This is a genomic window from Kitasatospora sp. NPDC059088, from assembly GCF_042738155.1.
Lineage (GTDB): Bacteria > Actinomycetota > Actinomycetes > Streptomycetales > Streptomycetaceae > Kitasatospora.
Map to the genome: position 1 here is coordinate 12,829 of NZ_JBHYGR010000014.1, position 23,136 is coordinate 35,964.

At 73.9% G+C, this 23,136-nt stretch carries 17 protein-coding genes; 9 read left to right on the forward strand and 8 right to left on the reverse strand.

Annotated elements, in window-relative coordinates; genetic code table 11:
- Positions 1-107 precede the first annotated feature (107 nt).
- From ACFWXO_RS09065 to ACFWXO_RS09080, 4 genes are all read right to left on the reverse strand, one after another.
- Entirely contained in the window at positions 108-1,604 is a 1,497-nt protein-coding gene (locus ACFWXO_RS09065) for a SufS family cysteine desulfurase (protein ID WP_380522929.1), read from the reverse strand.
- Positions 1,591-3,006: a family 2B encapsulin nanocompartment shell protein gene (locus ACFWXO_RS09070; RefSeq protein ID WP_380522930.1), complete on the reverse strand. Its 1,416-nt coding sequence runs from the start codon at positions 3,004-3,006 to the stop codon at positions 1,591-1,593. The genes ACFWXO_RS09065 and ACFWXO_RS09070 overlap by 14 nt, the downstream gene beginning before the upstream one ends.
- 296 nt (positions 3,007-3,302) lie before the next feature.
- On the reverse strand, positions 3,303-3,824 hold the full coding sequence (locus tag ACFWXO_RS09075) for a signal peptide protein (protein ID WP_380522931.1): 522 nt from the start codon (positions 3,822-3,824) through the stop codon (positions 3,303-3,305).
- Positions 3,825-3,983: 159 nt separating this feature from the next.
- Positions 3,984-5,930 (reverse strand): glycoside hydrolase family 5 protein, encoded by a 1,947-nt coding sequence (locus ACFWXO_RS09080; protein WP_380522932.1) that lies wholly within the window; start codon positions 5,928-5,930, stop codon positions 3,984-3,986.
- A 341-nt stretch (positions 5,931-6,271) separates the two neighbouring features.
- Between ACFWXO_RS09080 and ACFWXO_RS09085 the strand changes: the two genes are divergently transcribed.
- The 3 genes from ACFWXO_RS09085 (at position 6,272) to ACFWXO_RS09095 (ending at position 9,813) form a co-directional block, all read left to right on the forward strand.
- The gene (locus ACFWXO_RS09085) at positions 6,272-6,427 is read left to right on the forward strand and encodes a DUF6131 family protein (protein ID WP_380522933.1); all 156 of its coding nucleotides are present in this window, start codon (positions 6,272-6,274) and stop codon (positions 6,425-6,427) included.
- A 236-nt stretch (positions 6,428-6,663) separates the two neighbouring features.
- Complete coding sequence (locus tag ACFWXO_RS09090; protein ID WP_380522934.1) at positions 6,664-8,082, forward strand: APC family permease; 1,419 nt, start codon at positions 6,664-6,666, stop codon at positions 8,080-8,082.
- Positions 8,083-8,175: 93 nt separating this feature from the next.
- The gene (locus ACFWXO_RS09095; RefSeq protein ID WP_380522935.1) at positions 8,176-9,813 is read left to right on the forward strand and encodes an amidohydrolase; all 1,638 of its coding nucleotides are present in this window, start codon (positions 8,176-8,178) and stop codon (positions 9,811-9,813) included.
- A 41-nt stretch (positions 9,814-9,854) separates the two neighbouring features.
- Here ACFWXO_RS09095 and ACFWXO_RS09100 read toward each other — a convergent pair whose 3' ends face one another.
- Complete coding sequence (locus ACFWXO_RS09100) at positions 9,855-10,484, reverse strand: TetR family transcriptional regulator (RefSeq protein ID WP_380522936.1); 630 nt, start codon at positions 10,482-10,484, stop codon at positions 9,855-9,857.
- A gap of 66 nt (positions 10,485-10,550) precedes the next feature.
- Between ACFWXO_RS09100 and ACFWXO_RS09105 the strand changes: the two genes are divergently transcribed.
- Entirely contained in the window at positions 10,551-12,014 is a 1,464-nt protein-coding gene (locus ACFWXO_RS09105; RefSeq protein WP_380522937.1) for an FAD-dependent monooxygenase, read from the forward strand.
- Between the two features lie 60 nt (positions 12,015-12,074).
- Here ACFWXO_RS09105 and ACFWXO_RS09110 read toward each other — a convergent pair whose 3' ends face one another.
- On the reverse strand, positions 12,075-12,776 hold the full coding sequence (locus tag ACFWXO_RS09110) for a TetR/AcrR family transcriptional regulator (protein WP_380522938.1): 702 nt from the start codon (positions 12,774-12,776) through the stop codon (positions 12,075-12,077).
- A gap of 467 nt (positions 12,777-13,243) precedes the next feature.
- Between ACFWXO_RS09110 and ACFWXO_RS09115 the strand changes: the two genes are divergently transcribed.
- Positions 13,244-16,021: an SdrD B-like domain-containing protein gene (locus ACFWXO_RS09115; RefSeq protein ID WP_380522940.1), complete on the forward strand. Its 2,778-nt coding sequence runs from the start codon at positions 13,244-13,246 to the stop codon at positions 16,019-16,021.
- 170 nt (positions 16,022-16,191) lie between these two features.
- On the forward strand, positions 16,192-16,986 hold the full coding sequence (locus ACFWXO_RS09120; protein ID WP_380522941.1) for a hypothetical protein: 795 nt from the start codon (positions 16,192-16,194) through the stop codon (positions 16,984-16,986).
- A 16-nt stretch (positions 16,987-17,002) separates the two neighbouring features.
- On the opposite strand, the gene ACFWXO_RS09125 is transcribed toward ACFWXO_RS09120, so the two are convergent.
- Positions 17,003-18,679: an FAD-binding dehydrogenase gene (locus ACFWXO_RS09125; protein ID WP_380522942.1), complete on the reverse strand. Its 1,677-nt coding sequence runs from the start codon at positions 18,677-18,679 to the stop codon at positions 17,003-17,005.
- 115 nt (positions 18,680-18,794) lie between these two features.
- Between ACFWXO_RS09125 and ACFWXO_RS09130 the strand changes: the two genes are divergently transcribed.
- Complete coding sequence (locus ACFWXO_RS09130; protein ID WP_380522943.1) at positions 18,795-20,060, forward strand: helix-turn-helix domain-containing protein; 1,266 nt, start codon at positions 18,795-18,797, stop codon at positions 20,058-20,060.
- 4 nt (positions 20,061-20,064) lie between these two features.
- Here ACFWXO_RS09130 and ACFWXO_RS09135 read toward each other — a convergent pair whose 3' ends face one another.
- Positions 20,065-20,238 (reverse strand): hypothetical protein, encoded by a 174-nt coding sequence (locus tag ACFWXO_RS09135; RefSeq protein ID WP_380522944.1) that lies wholly within the window; start codon positions 20,236-20,238, stop codon positions 20,065-20,067.
- A gap of 68 nt (positions 20,239-20,306) precedes the next feature.
- Between ACFWXO_RS09135 and ACFWXO_RS09140 the strand changes: the two genes are divergently transcribed.
- Together ACFWXO_RS09140 and ACFWXO_RS09145 are read left to right on the forward strand one after the other, a co-directional pair.
- Positions 20,307-21,746, forward strand: coding sequence for a hypothetical protein (locus ACFWXO_RS09140; RefSeq protein WP_380522945.1), 1,440 nt, complete (start codon positions 20,307-20,309; stop codon positions 21,744-21,746).
- A gap of 85 nt (positions 21,747-21,831) precedes the next feature.
- Entirely contained in the window at positions 21,832-23,040 is a 1,209-nt protein-coding gene (locus ACFWXO_RS09145; RefSeq protein ID WP_380522946.1) for a glycosyltransferase, read from the forward strand.
- The last annotated feature ends 96 nt before the right edge of the window (positions 23,041-23,136 follow it).

Here is a 23,136-nt window from a genome sequence, read left to right on the forward strand (position 1 = left end):
GGAACGGCCCCGGCCCCGGCCCCGCGGCGCGAGGGGGGCCGGGGATCGGGATGGGGCCGGGACCGTTCCGGGGGCGGGGGTGGTCGGGGCGCCCGCCCCCGGTCGGGTCAGGCTCCGGCCGCCGCGGACTCCGCCTGGACGCCCTGGAGCGCGGCGACCAGGGCGTCGACGTCCTGCACGGTGTTGTACAGGGCCAGCGAGGCCCGGGCCGCGCTCTGCAACCCGTAGGCGGCGAGGGCGGGTTGGGCGCAGTGGTGGCCGGCCCGGATGGCGATGCCCTGCTGGTCGAGGGCCCCGGCGAGGGCGATCGGGTCCGTCCCGGCGAGCAGGAAGGTGAGCACCCCGATCTTGCCCGGGGCCTCGCCGATCAGCCGCAGCCCGGGCACCGTGCGCAGCGCCGCGGTGGCGTACGCGGTGAGCTGCTCCTCGTGCGCGGTGGCGGCCGCGCGGTCCAGTCCGGCGACGTACCGCAGGGCGGCCCGCAGTCCGGCGACCCCGCCGATGTGGCCGGTGCCGGCCTCCAGGCGGTGCGGGACGGGGGCGTAGCTGGTCTCCTCGAAGCTCACCGAGTCGATCATGTTGCCGCCGCCCTGCCACGGGGGCATGGCCTCCAGCAGTTCCCGCTTCCCGTAGAGCGCGCCGATCCCGGTCGGGGCGAAGATCTTGTGCCCCGAGAAGGCGTAGAAGTCGGCGTCCAGCGCGGTGACGTCCACCGGGAAGTGGGCCACCGCCTGGGCGCCGTCGATCAGCACCTTGGCGCCGTAGCGGTGGGCCAGCGCCGTCATCTCGGCCACCGGCGGCACCGTCCCCAGCACGTTGGAGGCGTGGGTGAGGGCCACCAGCTTGGTCCGGAAGCCGAGCAGGTCCCGGTAGGCGTCCTGGTCCAGCCGCCCGTCCGGCAGCAGCGGGATCGGGACGACCCGGGCCCGGCGCTCCTTGGCGATCAGCTGCCAGGGCACCAGGTTGGAGTGGTGCTCGGCGGCGGAGACCAGGATCTCGTCGCCGACGCCGAGGTTGGCCCGGCCCCAGGTCTGGGCCACCAGGTTGACGGCCTCGGTGGTGCCCCGGACGAAGACGATCTCGTCCGGGTCCGGGGCGCCGAGCAGCTTGGCGGCCTCGGCGCGGCCCTCCTCGTAGATCTGGGTGGCCTGCTTGGCGAGGGTGTGCGCCCCGCGGTGGACGTTGGAGGTGCCCGCCGAGTAGTGCTCGCCGACCGCCTCGACCACCTGGCGGGGCTTGAGGGTGGTGGCGCCGTTGTCCAGCCAGACCAGCGGGCGGCCGTGCACCTCGCGGTGCAGCTGGGGGAAGTCGCGGCGGACGGCCTCGACGTCGAAGCCCGCGGCGGGGGCGGTGGGCGGTGACGTCCGGTCGGCCCGGGTGGGAAGCCAGTAGCGCGGGCCGCCGGCGGCGTGGGCGAGGGCCTCGGGGAGCGGGAACGGGGGCGCGGCGGCGGGGGAGGCGGTCAGTCCGCCCGGCGCGGCGGGTGCGGCCTGGGCTCCCGGTGCGGCCGGGGCCCCCGGCGCGGTCCGGGCTCCCGGAACGGCCGGTGCGCCCGGGGCCGCGTTGACGCCGGTGCCGCGCCCGAATCCGTCAGGAGTAGTCATGGTAGTTGGACACCTCGACGTTCTGCAGCACGGCGACGGCGTCGTCCACCAGCGCGGCGGTCGAGAAGTAGCTGGTCACCAGGTAGGAGGTGATGGCCTGCCGGTCGACGCCCATCGCGCGCACCGCCAGCCCGGGCTCGACCTCGTCCGGGACCTTGGCCGGCCGCAGGCCCACCACGCCCTGGCGCTCCTCGCCGACCCGCATCAGCAGGATGTTGGTGGTGCCGGGCGCCGAGTTGGCCGAGCCCTTGAGGTCCAGCTTGTCGGAGGGCAGCAGCGGCACGCCGCGCCAGGTCAGGAACGGGCTGCCGAACAGCTCGACGATCTGCGGCGGCACCCCGCGCCGGGTGCACTCGCGGCCGAACGCGGCGATCGCCCGCGGGTGGGCCAGGAAGAAGGCGGGCTGCTTCCAGACCCGGGCGAGCAGCTCGTCCAGGTCGTCCGGGGTGGGCGCGCCGCCGCGGGTGCGCACCCGCTGGGTGGGCACCACGTTGTTGAGCAGGCCGTACTCGGGGTGGTTGAGCATCTCCCACTCCTGGCGCTCGCGCAACGCCTCGACGGTCAGCCGGAGTTGGGCCTGGACCTGGTCCATGTCGGAGTTGTAGATGTCCGCGACGCGGGTGTGCACCTTGAGCACGGTCTGGGCGATGCTCAGCTCGTACTCGCGCGGGGCCTCGTCGTAGTCGACGAAGGTCTCCGGCAGGTACGGCTCGCCGGAGTGGCCCGAGCTGAGGTCGATCGGGTGCTCGGCGTCGACCTGGCCCCGGGCGGCCGCGAACTCGTCCAGCTGGGCGCGCAACGAGGGCTCCCGGGCGGCGAGTTCGGTGAGCAGGCGGCGGTCCAGGGTGAGCACGGTACAGGAGCTGACGGCCTTCACCCGGTACGGCATCGCGGTGCCGGCCGCCCAGGCGGCGGCGTCGAAGAAGTCGCCGTCGCCGAGCATGCCCAGCAGGGCGTCCTGGCCGTACTCGCCGGTGGCGCGCTTCTCGGCCCGCCCGGAGGAGATGATGTGCAGCTGCTCGGCCGGGGCGTCGGCGTCGACGATCAGCTCGCCGGGCGCGACCTCGCGCTCGGTGAACCCGGCGGCCAGGGCGGTGAGCACCGGGCCGTCGACCTGGCTGAGGAAGGCCAGTTCGCGCAGGTCCTCGGGGATGACCCGGGCGGCGCCGGAGCCGTCGACGTACGTGCCGACCAGGCCGTCGCCGAGGATGAAGCCCCGGCGGCGGTTGACCCGGAAGACGCCTGCCTCCAGGTCGACCCAGGGCAGCACCCGCAGCAGGTAGCGCGGGGTGATCCCGAGCATCTGCGGCACGGTCTTGGTGGTGGTGGCGAGGTTGCGGGCGGCGGAGGTACTCAGGCTCTGCTGGCTGGGCTGGTTCTGCGGAACGGCCTCGGTGGTCACGGCTGGTCCCCTCTGCGGCAGGTGTGGGAGGACGGGGTCCGACCGGTGCCGGACCGCCTCGCCGATTCTTGCCGCTGCAACGGAGTGCCGTGGGCACGTTTGAGGGCACCGGATAGCGGACACGCCGCTGCACGAATGAGCGACTCATGGCCGCCAAACTCACTCGATCGAGTGAGTTTCCTATAACGGGCACCGATGCTTCCCCAAGCACGGCTTGGAAGCACGGGGGGCGGTCGGAGGCGCACAGCCGGGGCACCCCGGACCGGCCCGATCCGGAGCGACCCTCGGGGGGGCGCTCAGGCGTAGACCGCGATCCGCGGCTCGACGGTGCCCCGGGCGGGCGCGTGCAGGACGGTGAGCCGGTAGCTCTCGGTGAGGGTGTGGCCGGAGTGCAGGACGATCTTCGCCGGGACCAGCGCGGTGTACAGCGTGCCGGTCTGGCTGGCCAGCGGCACGGTGCGCCAGCTGCCGTCCGTCCCGCGCATCTCCAGCCGGACGTCGGAGGGGCTGAGGAACGGGCCCCGCTGGGGTGACTCGACCAGGATCTGCGGGGCGACCGTCTGATCCTTCGGGGTGTCGTTGCGGTAGCGGAAGGTGATCCGGTGCGGTGCCCGGTCGGTCGGCAGCGCGGAGTCCGGCAGGTCCACGAAGCGCACCGGCACGGCAGCGGCCGGACCGGATGCCGCTACCGTGGCCGCCGGGGGCGCGGAGGGCCCGGAGGCCGCCCGCGCGGGCGCCGTGAGCGCCGTGGCGGGCAGGACGGCGAGGGCGGCGGCGGTCAGCACCAGAGCCCGACGGGGGATCGTCCTGGACGGCATGGCGCCTCCTTCGGTCGAGGGGCGGCTGGGGGCCGCTCGCCCGGCGGACGGTGTCCGCGGGGCCACGGACGGTCGCCGGCCGGGCGTTTCGTACTCCACCACCTTGCACGTGCCCGGCGGATGGCGCATCCGCCGGGCACGTGCCCCCCGCCGCGGTGGTCAGCGCAGCGGGCGGCAGAGCAGCGCGTCCGGGACGCCGTACTGGAGCCCGCGCCAGGTGTCGGCGACACCGGCGACGTACTCGCCGTCGGCGCACTGGCCCTTGTAGGAGCCGGGCGCCCAGTCACCGGCGAGCGAGCCGCCGTTCGCCGGCCGGTTGTCGCCGCGGTCGAACCAGACCGTGCGACCGGTGCTCGGCAGCGCGGTGGTGGCCGGGGCGCAGAGCAGTGCGGACATCGCGTTGTCGTGGACGCCGTAGCCCACGGCGAAGGTGTTGTCCGGGCACTGGAGCTTGTCGTAGCCGGAGGCCCAGTCGCCGCCGGTGACGTAGCGCTGGTCGGTGACGGTCACCCAGTCCCCGGTGCCGAGCGGCGGCTGCCCCGCGTCGGTGCACAGGCCCCGGCTGCTGCCGCGGCCGAGGCCGGCCAGCCGCTGGCCGTCGGGGCAGTCGCCCTTGCGGTTGCCGGGGCTCCAGTCGGGCCGGGCCAGCATCCGGGCCGAGACGTTCTGGTCACCGTGGTCGAGGTCGAGCATGTTCCAGCGGGCGACCGGGGCGACCGGACCGGTGTACGACGGGGCGTTCACCAGCTTGTTCCAGTCCGCGGCCCGCCAGTCGCCCGGGTCGTTCAGGCCGAGCTCCCGGCCGCCGGTGTCGTAGGAGAGCAGTGCCCAGCTGTCGTTCGGGACGCCGTCGTGCTGCCAGCCGACCAGCGGCCAGACCGCGAAGTCGGTGTCGTTGGCGGCCAGCACGTCGGTGAAGCGGTCGAACCAGGCCTGTTCCTTGGCGTCGGTGGAGCCGCGCCCGCCGGCGCCGAACTCGCTGACCCAGACCGGGGCGGTGAAGTGCTGGCCGTCCTGGGTGACGAACAGCGCCTCCTGGTTCACCACCTGGGCGAGCTGCTCGGGGGTGAAGTCCTCGTAGCGCGGGTCGGAGGTCGAGCCCGGGCCGCTGCCCGCGCCGGTGTTGGCCGGGCCGGTGTAGGCGTAGAAGTGCGCCGCGTAGACCAGCTTGTCGGACCGGATCAGGGTGTTGGACAGGTTCGCCACCGGGGTGAGCATCGGCCGGCCGTGGGAGAACCCGGCGGCGGGGATGCCGTACCAGTTGATGCCCTCCATGACGACCAGCAGGTCAGGGTCGGCCTGGAGGATCCGGTTGCCCGCCTCCTCGAAGGCCGCGTACTCGTCGTGGGCGTCGCCCAGGCCCCAGTTGGGGTCGTCCCAGGTGTCGCGGCGCACCTCGTTGCGCAGGTCCGCGCCGACCACCCGCTTGTCGGCCTTGTAGCGGTTCGCCATGAACACCCAGTCGTCCTCCCACTGCTGGGTGCTCTGACCGCTGTTCCAGCGCTCGTTGCCGTCCAGGCCGCAGCAGAAGCGGTAGCTGGTGGTGTGGTTGTTGAGGACGACCGCGAACCCGTCGGCGGTCAGTGCGGCCACCACGGCGTCGTAGACCTGCAGCGGGGTGCTGCCCCGGAGCTGCGGGTTGGCCGCGACGGCGGCGTCCGGGACGGCGGCGGTGTCGTGGATCATCGCGTTGGCGAACGGCAGCCGGACGGCGTTCAGGCCCAGGCCGTGGAAGCCCGCCAGGATCCGGTCGATCGGGGCCCGGTCCAGCCCGAGCGGGATGTTGTACGAGACCTGGCCGGCCTGGTTGTCCGCGGGGTCCGTGGTCGAGCCGCTGCCCTCCCAAGTCCCCTGTGCTCCGGCCCAGTTGCCGGCCTTGAGCTTGAACCGGTCGCCGTTGGCGTCGACCACGTACCGCCCCCGGGTGCTGAGCGGGCCGGTCCAGGAGGCGGCCAGCCGGGCGCCGCTCGACGCGGGCGCGGCGGCGGCGGAGGCGGTCGGGGCGGCGGGGGCGGCCGCCTGTGCGGGTGGGGCGGCGTTGAGGAGTGCGGCCAGCAGGCCGGCCACCGCGAGCACGGCGGTGCGGGCCTTTCGAAGGGGTGTCACGGATGCTCCGGTGAGGGTGACGGGGGCAGGGCTTGTTGACGGTACGTCAAGACCACCGTCCGGGACGAGGCCCGTGGGCCGGTCGCAGGGGGATCGGTCGCAGCGTGGAGCGGGCGCAGGGTGGAGCGGGGGGCGACCACGCACCGTGCGCCGGTCGACCCGGTCGACCCGGTCGATCTCGTCGCCCCGGCCCACCCGGCCAACCCGGCCCGTGGGCGTCCGGCGGTGGTCGCCGAGGAAATTCCGGGATTCCTGAATCGAAACCCGAGAACGGGGAAGGCGCAGCATGCCTCCGCACCAGCGGAGGAACCCACCGGGAGGGCGAAAGAACGGAGCTCGTCGTGATCGTCCTCGGAGTCATCCTCCTCGTCATCGGATTCGTCAGCGGCATCTCCATCCTGTGGACCGTCGGCGTCATCCTGCTCCTCATCGGCCTCGTCCTGCTGGTCATGGGCACGGTCGGTCGCGAGGTCGGCGGCCGCCGCCACTACTGGTAGGCACCCACCGTTCCCGGCCCGACTCCGTTCGAGGAGTCGGGCCCGAGCGCTTATGACAACAGCATTGACGTGAAACGACACCGCCGGTTTCATGGCTCGCGCTTCCCCCACCCCCGGGCGCCCCCCGAACATCCGCGCCCGCCCCCACCCCCCACGAGCAAGGCGGTGATCCGTTGGCATCGACGCTGAGGGACGACACGGGCAGCGGCCCGAGAACCGGCGCGCAGCACGGCGCCATGCACAGGTCCATCGGCCTGCTGGACGGCGCGGCCATCGCCGCCTCCAGCACGGCCGCCACCAGCAGCATCGGGATCGGCCTCGGCCTGATGGCGGGCGTCGTCGGCCTCCACCTGCCCGCGATCATGCTGCTGGCCTTCCTCCCCGTGCTCGCCATCGCGGGCGGCTACGGACGCCTGAACGCCGTCGAACCCGACGCCGGCAGCAGCTACCGCTGGGTCGGCCGCACGCTCAGCCCCTGGCTGGGCTTCCTCACCGGCTGGGTGAACACCTTCGGCACCGTGGTCTTCATGGCCTACACCACCACCGTCACCGGCTCGGCCGTCATCCAGCTCCTCGACCAGGCCCACCTGCGCAGCATCGCCGGGCTGCGCCTGGACGCCGACTCCACCGTCCAGTGCACCCTGCTCGGCCTGGCCGTCCTGATCGGCGCCGCCCTGGTCGCCGTCCGCGGCCTCGACCTCGCCGCCCGGCTCCAGAAGGCCCTGCTGGTCTTCGAGTACGCCGTGCTGCTCGGCTTCTGCGGCTACGGCCTGTTCGCCGGCGACCAGCCCTTCTCGCTCCACTGGTTCAACCCCTTCGACCTGCCCTCCTTCGGCGCCCTGGCCCAGGGCATGGTGCTCGCGGTGTTCTGCTACTGGGGGTTCGAGTCGGTGTTCAGCGTCGGCGAGGAGGTCCGCGACCCGCGGGACGCCTCGCGCGGCGGCTTCCTGGCCCTGGTGGTCATGATGCTGCTCTTCCTGCTCGCCGGGACGGCCTTCCAACGAGTGCTCCCGCTCGGCGAGTTGGCCGACAACGGCGCCCACGGACTCACCTACTTCGGCGCCGCCCTCGCCCACCAGCCGCTCGCCGCACTGCCGTTGATCGCGCTCACCTTCTCCGCGGTGGCCTCGCTCCAGGCCTCGGTGATCCCGACCGCGCGCGGGATGTACGCGATGGGGCGCGACGGCGTGCTCGGCCCGGTCTGGACCAGGCTGCACCCCCGGCACGCCACCCCCGCCGTCGGCACCCTGCTGGTCACCGGCTTCGCCGCGCTGCTCGCCCTCGCCTCGATCGCCATTCCGACCGTCAACGACCTGATCTCGGCCGCCGTCAACGCGATCGGCATCATCGTCGCCCTCTACTACGCGCTCACCGCCGTCGCCTCCGCCGTCCGTTTCCGCGGCCTGCTGCGCACCGACCCGGTGCAGGGCCTGCGCGCGGTGGTCGGCCCGCTGCTCGGCGCGGCGACACTGCTCGCCGTGGGCGGCTACCTGGCCTGGACCTTCTACGACTCCACCGACCACTTCGAACTCGCCGCGGACAACGGCTGGTTCGAACTGACCGTGGTGGCGCTGATGATCGTCACCGGCCTCCCGTCGGCGGCCTGGGCCCGCTGGCGGCGCCGCTCGCCGTACTTCCTCGACCCGGCCGCCTGAGCCGTACCGTCTGACCCGGCTGCCCGACCCGGCCGCCCGACCCCACCGCCCGACCCGACAGCCCTGCCGCACCGGCACGAAGGAGCACCACCCATGACCGAGGCCGACCTCGTCCTCACCCACGGCCCCGTCCACACCGGCGACGCCGCCCGCACCCGGGCGAGCAGCCTGGCCGTGACCGGAGGGCGGATCACCGCCGTCGGCCACGACGAGGTCCACCAACTGATCGGGCCGCGCACCGAGGTCGTGGACCTCACCGGCAGGCTGCTGCTGCCCGGCTTCCAGGACGCCCACGTCCACGCGGTCTACGGCGGCGTCGAGTTGGCCGCCTGCGACCTCACCGGCACGGTCGGCGTGGCCGAGTACCTGGACCGGATCCGCGCCTACGCCGGGGCCAACCCCGACCAGGAGTGGATCACCGGCAGCGGCTGGTCCCTGGAGAGCTTCGAAGGCGGCCTGCCCACCCGGCAGTTGCTCGACTCCGCCGTCCCCGACCGCCCGGTCTACCTGACCAACCGGGACCACCACGGCGCCTGGGCCAACACCCGGGCCCTGGAGCTGGCCGGCCTCACCCGGGACACCCCCGACCCGGCCGACGGCCGGATCGAACGCGAACCCGACGGCACCCCGGCGGGCACCCTCCAGGAGGGCGCCACCACGCTGGTCGCCCGCCTGGTGCCGCCGGCCACCGCCGCCCAGCGGCTGGCCGGCCTGCTCCGGGCCCAGCGCCTGCTGCACTCGCTCGGCATCACCGGCTGGCAGGACGCCCTGCTCGGCGAGTTCAACGGCCAGCCGGACCCGTCCGACGCCTACCTCGCCGCCGCCCGCTCCGGCGAACTGACCGCCCGGGTCACCGGCGCGCTCTGGTGGGACCGCGCCCGCGGCGCCGAACAGATCCCCGAACTCGTCCGGCGCCGCGCCGAGTTGAGCCACGGCCGGTTCCGGGCCGGCTCGGTGAAGATCATGCAGGACGGCATCGCGGAGAACTTCACCGCCGCGATGACCAGCCCCTACCTGGACGGCTGCGGCTGCGCCACCGCCAACTCCGGCCTCAGCTTCGTCGATCCGGCCGCGCTGTGCGGATACGTCACCGAACTCGACGCGCTCGGCTTCCAGGTGCACTTCCACGCCCTCGGCGACCGGGCCGTCCGCGAGGCGCTGGACGCCGTCGAGGCCGCCCGGGCGAAGAACGGCCGACGCGACACCCGGCACCACCTCGCCCACCTCCAGGTGGTCCACCCGGACGACCTGCCCCGCTTCGCCCGGCTCGGCGCCGTCGCCAACATCCAGCCGCTGTGGGCCGCGCACGAACCGCAGATGGACGAACTCACCATCCCCTTCCTCGGCCCCGAACGCGCCGCCCGGCAGTACCCGTTCGGCGGGCTCCAGCGGGCGGGCGCCACCCTCGCGGCGGGCAGCGACTGGCCGGTGAGCAGCCCCGACCCGCTGGCGGGCCTGCACGTCGCCGTCCACCGGATGGAGCCCGGCGCCACCCACGGCCGGGTCTTCCTGCCCGAGCAGCGCCTCGACCTCGCCTCCGCCCTCGCCGCCTACACCGCCGGATCCGCCCACGTGAACGGCCACGACGACGCCGGCACCCTCGCCGTCGGGCACCTCGCCGACCTGGTCGTGCTCGACCGCGACATCCTCACCGGCCCTCCGGAGGAGATCGCCGAGGCCCGGGTGCTGCGCACCTACGTGGGGGGTGAACTCGTCCACGCGGCCGAGTGAGCGCGGGCGGCCGCCCGCTCAGGCCGGGTCGACGCCCCGACCTAACAAAGCACTACTAGCCCGCCGCTCAGCAGGTCGAAGGCGAGCTCCGCCGCCCGGACCGCCGCCGGGTAGTGGTCGTCGGCGGAGGTGCCGGCGGCCAGGTGCTCCTGGTTCACGGTGGCGAGCTCCCGCTGCACCACGATCACCTGGGCGGCCACCAGGCGGGCGGCGAGCGGGTCGACGCCCGCCTCCCGCAGGGCCGCGCCCAGGGCTTCGGCGCCGCGTCCCGAGTAGCGCGCCAGCCGTGCGGCCAGGCTCTCGGTGTCGCTGATCAGGTGGAGGAAGGCCATCACCTCGGGGTCGTCGCACAGGCCGGTGTTCGGATCGCGCCGGGCCAGGGCGTCGAGGTGGGCGGCGCGCAGCGCCTCCAGCGGGGGGAGGCCGTCCGGGCGGGCGCGGACGGTGCGGGCCGCCTCGTCCTCGTGGTCGGCGAAGCGCTGGAGGACGAGGTCCTCCTTCGTGGGGAAGTAGGCGAAGAGGGTGCGCCGGGAGACGTCCGCCGCCTCGGCGATCTCGGTGATCGACACCTGGTCGAAGCCCTTGTCGAGGAAGAGCCGGATCGCCGTCGCGCCGATCGTCTCCCGGGTGCGTTCCTTCTTGCGTTCCCGCAGGCCCATCTGCTGATTCATGCACTCAGTCTACCTCGTGGTAGACTGAGTGCAGAATTGCACCTGGTTCTTCTTGCGGAGGTTGCTGTGCAGACCGAAGTCATCGTCGTGGGGGCGGGCCCGACCGGGCTGATGCTGGCGAACGAGCTGACGCTGGCCGGGATCCCGGTCGTCGTCACGGAGAAGCTGCTCACCCGGAGCAGCCAGTCCCGGGCCGGCAGCCTCCAGCCGCGCACCGCCGAAGTGCTGGACCTGCGGGGGCTGCTGGAGCCGCTGCTCGCGGAGCTGCCGCCCCGGAAGAGCTCGGGCGGGCACTTCGCCACCCTGCCGGTGGAGCTGGACTGCACGCCGTGGCGCACCCGCTACCCGCACCCGGTCGCCGTCCCGCAGGCCGCGCTGGAGGCCCTCCTCGAAGGGCTCCTCACCGAGCGGGGCGTACCCGTGCTGCGCGGCCGCGAGGTGACGGCGATCGCCCAGGACGCGGACGGCGTGACCGTCGGGTGGCGGGCCGAGGACGGCGGCAGCGGCGAGCTCCGGGGCCGCTACCTCGTCGCCTGCGACGGCGGGCACAGCTCCGTCCGCCGACTGCTGGGCGTGGACTTCCCCGGCCGGGAGCGGCGGATGTCCGCCGTGGCCGCGGACCTCACGCTCGCCGCGCACTCGGCGGAAGTCCGCACCGAGCCCGGGCACTTCAGCGCGTTCGCGAAGTCGGCCAACGGCTTCCACTCGATCCTGCACCCCATCGGCCCGGACCTGTACCGGATGCTGTTCGGCAAGCTCTCCGGCGACGGCCCGGACCACGCGTCACCGGTCTCCGCGGACGAGGTCCAGGAGGCCCTGCACGCCGTCTACGGGCCCGGGACGCAGCTCGGCGAACTGCGCGCGGCCTCCCGCTTCGGCGATGCCGTGCGCCAGGTCGAGCGCTACCGCGAGGGCCGGGTGTTCTTCGCCGGGGACGCGGCGCACATCCACATGCCGATCGGCGGACAGGGCGTCAACCTGGGCGTCCAGGACGCCGTCAACCTGGGCTGGAAGCTCGCCGGCACGATCAACGGCTGGGCCCCCGCCGGGCTGCTCGACAGCTACCACGAGGAGCGGCACCCGGTCGCCGCGCGGGTGCTGCGCCACACCCGGGCGCAGAACGTGATCATGAACCCGGGGCGGGACGAGGAGCTCGCCACGGTCCGCGAGTTCGTCACCGAGCTGCTGCGGCTGCCCGACGCCCACCGGTACGTCTCGGGCATGATGTCCGGCCTGGACCTCCAGTACCCGGGGGTCGGCCCCCGGCTGATCGACCTGGAGCTGACCACCGAGGCCGGGCCGGTGCGGGCGAGCTCCCTGATGGGCTCCGGCCGCGGCCTGCTGCTGTCCCTGGACGGCACCCGGCGGTCGGTCGGCGACCGGGCCGACCGGGTCGAGCACGTCCTGGCGAAGACCGACGAGGACGTCGACGGGGCCGGGGCCCTCCTGATCCGCCCCGACGGCTACCTCGCCTGGACCGACCGGGACGGCACGCCGCTGGACACGGCCCTCGCCCGCTGGTTCGGCTGACCGGCACCGGCCGGGCGCTTTGACGGTGCCCGCCGGGCCGGCCGTCGGCCTCGTGCTCCCTCAGTCGGCCGCCAGCCGGGCCGCCGCGGCGTCGAGCAGCAGGTCGAGGGCGTACGGGTAGCCGGTGCGGCGCATGTCGGTGGAGAGCAGGTGGGCGGTGGCGGCGATGTGGGGGTGGGTGGCGGCGTCGAGGCGGGCGTAGGAGGCCTGCCAGACCTGGAGGTCGGCCGTGGCCGCGGCGGCGGGGAGGGCGAGGGCGGCGGCGTCCAGGGCGGCGAAGCCGAGGCTCTGGTCGACGAAGGCGTGGTAGATCGCGACGGCCTCCGGGTCGGGGAAGCCGGCGGTGCGCAGCACGCCGAGGATCGTCTCGACGGCGGCCGTCTCGTGGCCGCGTCCGGTGGTGCGGTGGGCGGCGAGCAGGGCGGCCTGGGGGTGGGCGAGGTAGGCGGTGTGGATCCGCAGGCCGATGGCGCGCAGGTCGGTGCGCCAGTCTCCGGTGGGGCGCCAGCCGGCCTGGGCGCGGCCGATGAGTTCGTCGGCGATGGCCAGCAGCAGGTCGTCGGTGCTGTGGAAGTAGCGGTAGACGGCGCTGGGGTCGGCGCCGAGCGCGGTGCCGAGCCGGCGGACGGTGAGCGCCTCGGCGCCGTGCTGCCCGACCAGCCGCAGCGCGGTGTCGATGATCAGCTCCCGGGAGAGCACGACGCCCTGCTTGGTGGGTCGCCGTCGACGGCGCTGGGGCTCGGGGACCACGCGTTCGCTCATGCCCCGCAGGTTATGTCAGCGGTGTTGACGCAGGACAGGGGTGGACGGTGCCGTTCGCGGCCGGACCGTGGGGGAGGTCGAGCGCGGGCAAACGTTGCTCCTGGGACTGGTGGGTTGGAATGAATCGTGGACAGTTCTGTGCGGGCCGTGCCGAATTCCCGGGGCATTCGTAGTGCCGTTCGAGGTTCGGTCACCCTCCGTGGTCGAGCGGCTTTGTCGACATGGCGCTCATTCCGTGTCGAGAGCTTGTCCGGGTCCGGATTCCCGCTGGTGGGAGAGGGTGAGACATGACGAGCCGTCATGGGAGTCGTGGTGGATACGTCTGACAGGTCATCAAAGTTCCACGATCGACCACCCGGTTGGGTGAATTCCCTTTAAGCTCACGTTAACCACGGCGGATTCAGGCCACGCTGTGGGCTCCCTCATGAAGTCGGGCCATTTGGGCTCTTTGGACGATGAGAGCAGGGATGAACACAACGAATGAACTGATGAACGGCGCCGCGCGCGGCCCGGACCGGTCACGGCCGGGCCGCTCCGGACGCCGCGTCGTGGGCCGGATCGCGGCGCTCGCCGTCGTCGTCGGCAGCAGCTCGCTGGCGGCGGTCCCGGCGGCGGTCTCGCAGACCGGCGACGGGACGGTCACGGTCCGGGTGATCCGGGCCGTGGACGACTCCGGCACCTGGACGCCCGCGCTGGAGCCGAACATGGCGGGCGTCAAGGTGACGCTCACCGACGACGCCGGGGTGTCGATCGACGGCACCACGGCGGCGGACGGCACGGTCACCCTGGCGCCCGCGACCAGCAAGGCCACCGGCGGCAAGTACCGCGTCCAGGTGGTGAATCCGAAGCCGGGCGTGCTGTTCCCGGCCTTCGCCTCCCGCCAGGGCCTGGACGGCGCGCCCAACCAGCTCAGCTCCAACGAGGAGTTCGTCGACCTCAGCGGGGGCAAGAGCGTCTCCTACACCACCGGGCTGTGGAACCCGGCGGACTACTGCCAGAAGAACGCGCCGCTGGTGACCGCCTGCCAGACGCCCACCTACCAGGGCAAGTCCCAGCGCACCCTGGTCTCCTTCCCGTACGACTCGCGCGGTCAGGAGGGCCCGGGCAAGGACGTCGTCGCGACGAACGTCGCCACCGACGCCGACACCGGGACGATCTTCGGCATCGCCTGGAACAAGGCCGACAAGCGGGTGTTCTCCGCGGCGACGGCCAAGCGCACCACCGACTACGGCCCCGCCGGCTCCGGCGGGATCTACGTCACCGACATGAGCGACCCCGCCAAGCCGGGGAGGACCAGCGTCTTCACCACCGTCCCGAACGCGGGTGGCACCGCGCACGGGGCCGGGACGGACGACGCCTTCCTCGACGTCCCCGGGAAGGAGAGCCTGGGCGGCATCAAGATCACCGACGACGGCAAGGACCTGTTCGTCGTCAACCTGAACGACCGCAAGCTCTACCGCTACGACGCCACCGCGCCGACGGCCTCGGCGCCGAAGGCCGCCTACCCGATCCCGGACCCGGGCTGCCCGTCGGCTGCGGACTGGCGCCCCTACGGTCTGGGGCTGCAGGACGGCACCGGCTTCCTCGGCGGGGTCTGCTCCGGCGAGTCCACCGGCAAGCTCACGGACGTGCGCGCCCTGGTGCTGCCGTTCGACCTGGGCACCGGGGCGTTCGGCAAGCCGGTGCTCGACCAGCCGATGGACTACCCGCGGCAGTCCACGGTCGGCAGCGGCCCGTGCGACGGCGCCGGCTGGTTCGCCTGGACCAGCACCTTCCCGGCCTCGCAGAACGGCAAGGTCTGCGGCAACAGCACCATCGCGTTCCCCGAGCCCGAGCTCGGCGAGATCCTGTTCGAGACCGACGGCTCGATGCTGCTGGCCTTCAAGGACCGCTTCGCCGACCGCGGACCGGGCGCCCCGGCGCCCAACTCGGCCACCGTGATGTCCGGCGGCGACCTGAACAAGGCCTGCCCGTCGAACGGCACGTACGTGATGGACGTCAACCTCGGCTGTGGCAAGACCGTCCGCGGTGCCCGGTTCTTCTCCACCGGCTGGGACGCGGTCGGCCACCACAACACGGTGTTCGCCGGCATCGCGCTCTCGAAGGTCGAGAGCACCGTGGCGGGCTCCGCCTTCGACCCGGACCACACCGCGGTCGGCTACGGCACCTCCTTCATGGAGCGCGCGGACGGCAGCCACGACCCGAAGTTCGGCCTGCGGCTGACCCCGGCGGGGACCGGCTCCCCGTTCGGCAAGGGCGCGGCCATGGGTGACCTGGAAGTGCTCTGCGACCAAGCGCCGCTGCAGATCGGCAACCGGGTCTGGTACGACCCCGAGCGCAAGGGCATCCAGAACCCGGGCCAGACCCCGGTCAAGGGCGCCACCGTGAACCTCTACGACGAGTCGGGGAAGGTCCTCGGCACCACGAAGACCACGGCGCGCGGCGAGTACTACTTCGACAACAGCAACGTCCCCGGAGGCCTCAAGCCCCACACCAAGTACACCATCCGGATCGACAACCCCGCCGACTACGCCAAGGGCGGCCCGCTGTACCACTGGGTGCCCACCGACCACGACGTCGGCGACAACCACTTCATCGACTCGAAGGGCATCGTCCCCGCCGGCGCCAAGTTCCCCGAACGGGCGCTGACCACCGGCGGACCGGGCGAGAACGACCACACCTTCGACTTCGGCTACCGCCAGCAGGAGGGCGCGCTCAAGCTGGTCAAGAACGACCAGGACGGCAAGCCGCTCGCCGGCGCCAAGTTCCAGCTCTGGCACGAGACCAACGGCACCGACGGCCTCCAGGCCACCGGGGCCAAGCCGGACACGCCCGTCGGTGACCCGTGCACCACCGGCAAGGACGGCATCTGCCAGGGCACCGGCGTGCCCGGGACGTACTACTGGCAGGAGTTGAGCCCGCCCGACGGCTACTCGGCGCCCGACAACACGGTCTTCGGACCGCTGGTGCTCACCGCCGACAACCTGGAGGACGGGGTCGGCGTCACGGCCGTCAACAAGCTGATCCCCACCCCGACGCCCACCGCCTCGTCGACGCCGACCCCGACGCCGACGACGACCCCGCCGAGCACGCCGCTCCCACCGGCGCCCGCTCCCGGCGGCGAACTCCCGCACACCGGAGCCAGCAGCGGCATGCCGCTGATCGCGGCCGGCGGCGCGGTGCTGATCGCCCTCGGCGCGGGACTGTTCCTGGTGGTGCGCCGACGCCGGGGCCAGCACCAGTAGCCCTGCTGTCGGCCACCCACCCCGGCCTGACGGGGTGAGGCCCGGACCGGGCGGGTACGCGGACCGAGAGGACCGCGGACCCGCCCGGTTCCCGTACCCGGCCGGCTCGCCTTCTCACCCGCCGGCTTCCTGCCGTCCGCCCGCAACGACCGATCGGAGCACACCCCCGCATGGCCCGGAAGACGAAGGCCCCCGCCGTCGAACCGCCCCGGCGCCGCCGCCCCCGCTGGTTGACGGCGCTGGTCGCTTGCGCGGTGTGCGCCGCCGTCGCGGGCGGCGTCGCCGCGTACCGGACGACCTCCGACCAGGCCTCGGAACGGCCGGTCAGCAGCGACGAGGCCGCCCGGCTGGCACTGTCCCGGCTGAACCTCTACCAGGCCAGCCCCGTCAACGTGGTGCTCACCGCGGACGAGGGCGGGGGAGTGCGGATCCGGGTCGAGGGGGTCGTCGACTACCGCACCCACCGGGGCGCCGGCCGCTACACGTCCACCGGAGCGGGCGGACCGCTCGACCACGGGCTGGTGGTCTGGGACACCGGCGGCCTCGGCCTCGCCCCCGAACCCGCGGGCGACCAGAGCCCGCCCTGGCAGCAGGCCGAACACGTCCCCCGTTCCGGCTGGTCGCCGCGCTCGTACACCGCCGACCCGCTGGACGCCGGCCTCCAACTGCTCACCCAGCTCGGCGCCGACCGCCCCGACAACCCGGTGCTGCTCGCCCAGTCCGGCGCCCGCTGGCTCGGCCAGGACCGGATCGACGGCCGCAGCTACGACCGCTTCTCCGGCCCGCGCGCCCAGGGCGCCGCACCGGACGGCAACCGCTCGCCGCTCACCTACTGGGTGGACGGCGACGGCTCGCTGCGCCGGGTCACCATGCGGATGGCGGGCCTGGGCACGCCGGCCACCGTGGAGTTCGCCGGCCGCAACGCCGACGCCAAGCTCCCCGAGGCGCCCTGGCTGACCAGCTGACGAAACATCAAGTCCGCTAGCGGGTACGGGAGATGGCGAGGCCGGCCGCCCGCCCCGAGAAGATGCACCCGCCGAGGAAGGTGCCCTCCAGGGCGTTGTACCCGTGCACGCCCCCGCCGCCGAAGCCGGCCACCTCCCCGGCGGCGTACAGACCGGGGACGGGTGCCCCGTCGGCGCCGACCACCCGCGATTCCAGGTCGGTCTGCAGGCCGCCGAGGGTCTTGCGGGACAGGATGTTGAGCCGTACGCCGATCAGCGGGCCGTGCGCCGGGTCGAGGATCCGGTGCGGCCTGGCGACCCGGGCGATCCGGTCGGTCAGCGACCGGCGGGCGTTGCGGATCGCCATCACCTGCACGTCCTTGCTGAAATTGTTGTCCAACTCCCTGTCCCTCGCGACGATCTGACGCTCGATCATGGCGGCGTCGAGCTTCGGGCCGCGGGCGATCCCGTTCATCGCCGCGACCAGCTCGGGCAGGGTCCGGGCGACGACGAAGTCCTCGCCGTGCTGCTTGAACCGCTCCACCGGGCCCGGAGCGCCCTTCGCCAACCGGCTCCGCAGCGCGAACCCCAGGTCGCGGCCGGTCAGATCGGGGTTCTGCTCCGAGCCGGAGAGTGCGAACTCCTTCTCGATGATCGACTGGGTCAGGACGAACCAGGAGTAGTCGTGGCCGGTGGCCAGGATCTGCTTCATCGCGCCGATAGAGTCGGCCCCCGGCACGCCGGACATCCCGGTCAGCCGGCGCCCCTCGGCGTCGAACCACATCGAGGACGGGCCGGGCAGGATCCGGATGGCGTGGTCCGGCCAGACCGGGTCCCAGTTGTGCACGCCCTCGGTGTACGCCCACATCCGGTCGCGGTTGACCACCCGGCCGCCCGCCCGCTCGGTGATGGCCAGCATCCGCCCGTCGACGTGGGCGGGCACGCCGGAGATCAGGTGCTCGGGCGCCGGACCGACCCGCTCGGTCGGCCAGTTGGCGCGCATCAGCGCGTGGTTGTGCCCGATGCCGCCGGAGGTCACCACGACCGCCGCCGCCCGCTCCTCGAACGGGCCGGTCACCTCGCGCGAGGACTTGACCCCGCGCGCCGAGTCGTCCGGCGCCAGCACCGAGCCCCGGACGCCGACCACCGCGCCGCCCCCGCGCTCCTCCGTCAGCAGCTCGTCCACCTGGTGCCGGAAGGCGAACCGCACCAGCCCGGCGCGCTCCGCCCGCAGCACCGGGCGCAGGAAGGCCTCCACCACACCGGGCCCGGTGCCCCAGGTGATGTGGAAGCGCGGCACCGAGTTGCCGTGGCCGGTGGCCGAACCGGCACCCCGCTCCGCCCACCCCACCAGCGGCACCACCCGGTGGCCCAGCTCCCGCAGGTAGCCGCGCTTGCCGCCCGCCGCCCACGCCAGGTACGCCTCGGCCCACCGCCGGCCCCAGACGTCCTCGTCGTCCGGGCGGTCGAAGCCCGCCGAACCGAGCCAGTCCTGCCGGGCCAGCTCCAGGGAGTCCTTGATCCCGGCCCGCCGCTGCTCCGGACTGTCGACGAAGAAGAGCCCACCGAGCGACCAGAACGCCTGGCCGCCGAGGTTGCGCCGGTTCTCCTGCTCGACGACCAGCACCCGCCGGCCGGCCTTGGCCAGCTCGTGCGTCGCCACCAGTCCGGCCAGGCCGGCCCCGACCACGATCACCTCAGGCTGGAACGGCATGCAGCTCTCCCTCGGGGGAATCCGCCGTCGCCCGGGCGCGACGGCCGTACGGTCCCCATGGCCGTACGGTCCCCATGCTCGGGCGGGCCGCGGGGGCGGGCGCTAGGTTTGTCAGATGGTGATGAAGAAGACTGTGCCACCGGAGCACGGCACCCGGGTAGGGGGCGCGTCGTCGGCCGCCCGGTCCGCCGCCGACCGCTCCGCCGCCGTGGCGCGGATCCTGGCGGACGAGCCGGGCATGGTCGAGGCCGCCCTGGCCGCCGTCACCCGGGAGATCCCCGCCTACGCCAACCTCGACGCCCGCCAGCTCGAAGAGGTCCGCTCCCTGATCGTCTGGACCCTCCGCCGGGTGCTCGAACTGTGGTCGGTGGACGGCGCCCTGGACGCCGACGACCTCCGGATGTTCCGCGGCGTCGGCGCCGTCCGGGCCCGGGACGCCCGCCCGCTGGCGGCCGTACTGCGCGCCTACCGGGTGGCGGCGCTGGCCTTCTTCGACCGGATCGGCGAACGCTTCCCCGACACCGTCCCGTCGCGCGACCTCAGCGCGCTGGCCCGGGTCTGGCTGACGGTGCTCGACCAGTCCTCGGAGGCGGTCTTCGACGGCTACGAGTCCACCGGCCGCATCCTCAGCGAGGACCGCGAACGCGCACTCCGCGGCCTCCTCGCGGACCTGCTGCTCGGCCGGCAGAGCCACGCCGGCACCCTGCGCGCGCGGTTGCGCGAACTCGACGCCGAACTGCCCGCCACCTTCGACCTGTTGGTGGTCTCCACGGCCGCCGGTGCCGCCGGTGCCGCCGACGACGCGGCACGGGCGGCCGCACTGGCGGCCACGGCCCTCGACGCCCGAACCGCAGCCGACCGGGCCGGCGACCTCGAACTCACCTCGCTGCACACCGTCATGGACGGCGTCGGGGTCGCCCTGCTCAAGGCCGTCGACCCGGCGGCGCTGGACCGCCTGACCGGCGCGCACGCCCTCACCGGCGCCCGGCTCACCGGCGTCACCGCCGCCACCGCCCCACGCGACTACCGCCTGGCCCTCCACGGCCTCCGGCACGCCCCACCACCGGCGCGGACCGAACGCCGGGTGCTCGACCGCGGCGACCTGGAGGTGGTGGCCCTGGTCACCGGACACCCGGACGCCGCCCCCGCCCGGGTCACCGAGGCCGTACTCGGCCACCTCGCCCAGGACGACGACACCCGTCGGACCCTCGACGCGGTCATCTACGCCGACGGCGCCGCCGGCGCGGCCGCCCGCCTCCACCTCCACCCCCAAACCGTCCGCTACCGCCTCCGCCGCCTCGCCACCACCACCGGCCGCGACCCCCGCACCCCGTGGAACCGCTTCGTCTTCCAGACGGCCCTCCTCACAGCCACCCCCTGACACCTCACCCGTAGGGCCGCGGCCCGGCCGTCACCAGCCGGAAGGGGTCGTCCTCGGCGAGGCAGCGGGACACCAGCCAGGCCGCTCCGAGCACCAGTCCCCGCACCCGCCCCTCGTCCACCACGATCTCCCGCACCGTCCCCCGCCCCTGCAACTGTCCCTCCGTCTGCCCCGACACCCCGCCGCACCATCCCAGCACACCCCCACCGGCGCGGGGGTGTCAGTGGCGGTTCGTAGGTTGCCCTCGTGAACATCGATGATCTTCTCTGGCAAAAGCGACGCCACGGCGGCGTCTACCCGCGGATGGTGCGCAGTCTCCTCGACCTGGGGCGGCTGGACCTGGTGATCCGGGCGGCGCAGGAACGCGGCGACTGGAACTGCGCGGAGGCGGCGGCGCGGGAGCTCTGCGCGGCCGGGGAGTTCGACCGGGCGCTGGCACTGATGGACCCGTTCACCGACATCGGCTGGCGGGCCGCCGAGTGGCTCACCGCGGAGCTGATGATCCGGCGCGGCGAGGGCGACGAGGCGCTCGCGATGGTGCGCCCGGACGCGGCCGAACAGGGCGACGGCCACGTGAGCGCACGCTACGCGGAACTGCTGGTGCGGGCCGGGCGGGCGGACGAGGCCGTCGACCTGCTGGTACCGCACCTCGGGGAGCACTGGCTCCGGTCGCACCTGGTCGAGGTGACCGAGGGCCAGGGCCGTGACGACCGGGTCCTGGACGTCCTCACGCAAGCTGCGGCGCGCATGGAGGGCACGGAGGGCGTGCCGTGCGCGAGCTGCGGTCAGTCGTGCGGGGCGGACCGGAGCGAGCGGTGGCACGTGCTGCTCCTGATCTCTCGGGTCCTGGAACGCGCTGGGCGCACGGACGAGGCCGTCGAGGTCCTGCGCACCGAGATCGCCTCGGGCCGCCGTCACCCCGTCAACTTTCCGCAGTACTACGCGGAGCTCCTCGCCCGGCAGGGCCTGATCGAAGAGTTGGCGGCGCTCGCCGTCAGCGAGCGCTACTCCGCCTTCGCCGTGTACGCGAAGGCACTGGAGGACGCCGGGCGGGCCGGCGAGGCCGAGAGCCTGCTGCGCGAGGCGATCGAGGCCCACGACCACCCGAACGACCGTGCGGCGCTGATGCGCCTCCTCGTCGGGCAGGGGAGGGTCGACGAAGCCGTGGAGACCGGCCGGCCCACGTACGACTACTACGACTGCGGGAACCTCCTCCACTGGGCGCTGGAACTGCTCGTCGACGACAGCCGCCCCGACCGGGCGCTCGAACTGCTGGAGGGGCTCACCGGTGCGTATGCCGAGGGGCATCCGGAGAGCATCCTCCAGCTGCGGTTCTGGCTGTTGGGCGAGGCGGGCCGCTGTGCCGAGGGTCTCACGGAGGCCACCGCCCTCAACGAGCGGGAGCCCGGGGAGTGGGACACCGTGGTGGCGCGGCTGCTGGAGCGGGACGGCCGCCCGGAGGAGGCCCTCGCGCTGCTCCGGGCGTCCGCCCAGCAGGGGGTCGACTTCGACCTGACCGAGACGCTGATCAGACTGGGCCGCCCGGAGGAGGCCCTCGCCGCCGTCCCGACGATCGCGGAGGCACGCGCGGCCGCCGAACGGCGGGAGCGTGAACTGACCGAGCAGGGGGAGCAGGACGACCCTTGGGCCGGTGTCGGCGCAACCGCGCAGGCACCCCCGTTCTGATCCCTCGACCGGCCGGTGTCCGCGAGTCAGGAGCAACGGCAGCGCGTGGGCACGGAGTTGCGGCGGGAGGCGGCAGAATCGTGCCATGCGCATTCTGATCGTCACAGCCGGTTCACGCGGAGACGTCGCGCCCTTCACCGGGCTCGGGCGGCGGCTGCTGGAGGCGGGCCACCAGGTCGCCGTGGCCGCCCACGCGTCCTTCGCCGGGCTCCTGGCCGACTGCGGGCTCGAACACCGGCCCGTGCCGGGAGACCCGAACGAGCTGGTCCGGGAGTTCTCCCGGGCGGCGCTGCGGGCCTACACGGACGGGCTGGCCGACGGGGTCGCGGAGGCGGCGGCGGGCGGAGCCGACGTGGTGCTCACCGCCTTCGGCCCGGCACCGCTGAGCCGGGCGGCGGGCGAGGCGCTCGGTGTCCCCGTCGTCGGCACCTACCTGGCCCCGTCGTTCGCCACCCGGGAGTTCGCGCTGCCCAACGCCCGGAACGCGGACGACCTGGGGCCGGAGGGCAACCTCGCGGCGGGCCGGGACGTGCTGAGGCGCGCGGAAGGGCTCTTCGTGGACGCCGTCACCAGGCTGCGCGCCCGGCTCGGGCTGCCCGCCGACCCGCCCACGGCGGCGGCCGACATCCGGCCGGCCTTCCACGGCTACAGTCCGCTGGTGCTGCCGCGCCCCGCCGACTGGCCGTCCCGGGCCCGGGTGGCGGGCTACTGGTGGCCCGCGCGCCCGGCCGGCTGGCAGCCCCCGGCCGACCTGCTCGACTTCCTCCGGGCCGGCCCGCCCCCGGTGTTCATCGGGTTCGGCAGCATGGCGGTCGGGGAGGGGGAGCGGCTCAGCGGGCTGGTCGCCACGGCGGTCGAGCGGGCGGGCGTACGGGCGGTGGTGCAGGCGGGCTGGGCCGGGCTGAACGGCTGCGGCGACGACGTCCTGACCGTCGGTGACGTCCCGCACGACTGGCTGTTCCCCCGCACCGCCGCCGTCGTCCACCACGCCGGAGCGGGCACCACGGCGGCCGCCCTACGGGCCGGGGTGCCCGCCGTCGCCGTGCCCGTCATGGCCGACCAGCCGTTCTGGGCGGCCCGGCTGCACACCCTGGGCGTCGCCCCCCGCCCCGTCCCGTTCCAGGACCTCACCGCCGAAGCCCTCGCCGACGCGATCACCACCTGCCTGACCGACCCGACCCACCACCACCGCGCCACCCACCTCGCCCGCGGACTCGCCACCGAGGACGGCGCCGCCCCCCTGCTCGCCCACCTCGCCTCACCGCCCGACAATCCGAGCGCGCAGCCGCGGTAGCGCCGGCCTGACCAAGGCTCACCGAGAGCGGACACGGCGCCCGGTCCGGGGAGTCGGAACGGCAACCGGACCAGGTCCCGGCGGGGTCGCCTTCGG

Excerpts from the sequence above, each read along its gene's own strand:
- ACFWXO_RS09065 (WP_380522929.1), bottom strand. The coding sequence starts at position 1,604 with ATGACTACTCCTGACGGATTCGGGCGCGGCACCGGCGTCAACGCGGCC.
- ACFWXO_RS09075 (WP_380522931.1), bottom strand. The coding sequence starts at position 3,824 with ATGCCGTCCAGGACGATCCCCCGTCGGGCTCTGGTGCTGACCGCCGCC.
- ACFWXO_RS09090 (WP_380522934.1), top strand. The coding sequence starts at position 6,664 with ATGCACAGGTCCATCGGCCTGCTGGACGGCGCGGCCATCGCCGCCTCC.
- ACFWXO_RS09095 (WP_380522935.1), top strand. The coding sequence starts at position 8,176 with ATGACCGAGGCCGACCTCGTCCTCACCCACGGCCCCGTCCACACCGGC.
- ACFWXO_RS09100 (WP_380522936.1), bottom strand. The coding sequence starts at position 10,484 with ATGAATCAGCAGATGGGCCTGCGGGAACGCAAGAAGGAACGCACCCGG.
- ACFWXO_RS09110 (WP_380522938.1), bottom strand. The coding sequence starts at position 12,776 with ATGAGCGAACGCGTGGTCCCCGAGCCCCAGCGCCGTCGACGGCGACCC.
- ACFWXO_RS09115 (WP_380522940.1), top strand. The coding sequence starts at position 13,244 with ATGAACACAACGAATGAACTGATGAACGGCGCCGCGCGCGGCCCGGAC.
- ACFWXO_RS09120 (WP_380522941.1), top strand. The coding sequence starts at position 16,192 with ATGGCCCGGAAGACGAAGGCCCCCGCCGTCGAACCGCCCCGGCGCCGC.
- ACFWXO_RS09125 (WP_380522942.1), bottom strand. The coding sequence starts at position 18,679 with ATGCCGTTCCAGCCTGAGGTGATCGTGGTCGGGGCCGGCCTGGCCGGA.
- ACFWXO_RS09130 (WP_380522943.1), top strand. The coding sequence starts at position 18,795 with ATGGTGATGAAGAAGACTGTGCCACCGGAGCACGGCACCCGGGTAGGG.
- ACFWXO_RS09145 (WP_380522946.1), top strand. The coding sequence starts at position 21,832 with ATGCGCATTCTGATCGTCACAGCCGGTTCACGCGGAGACGTCGCGCCC.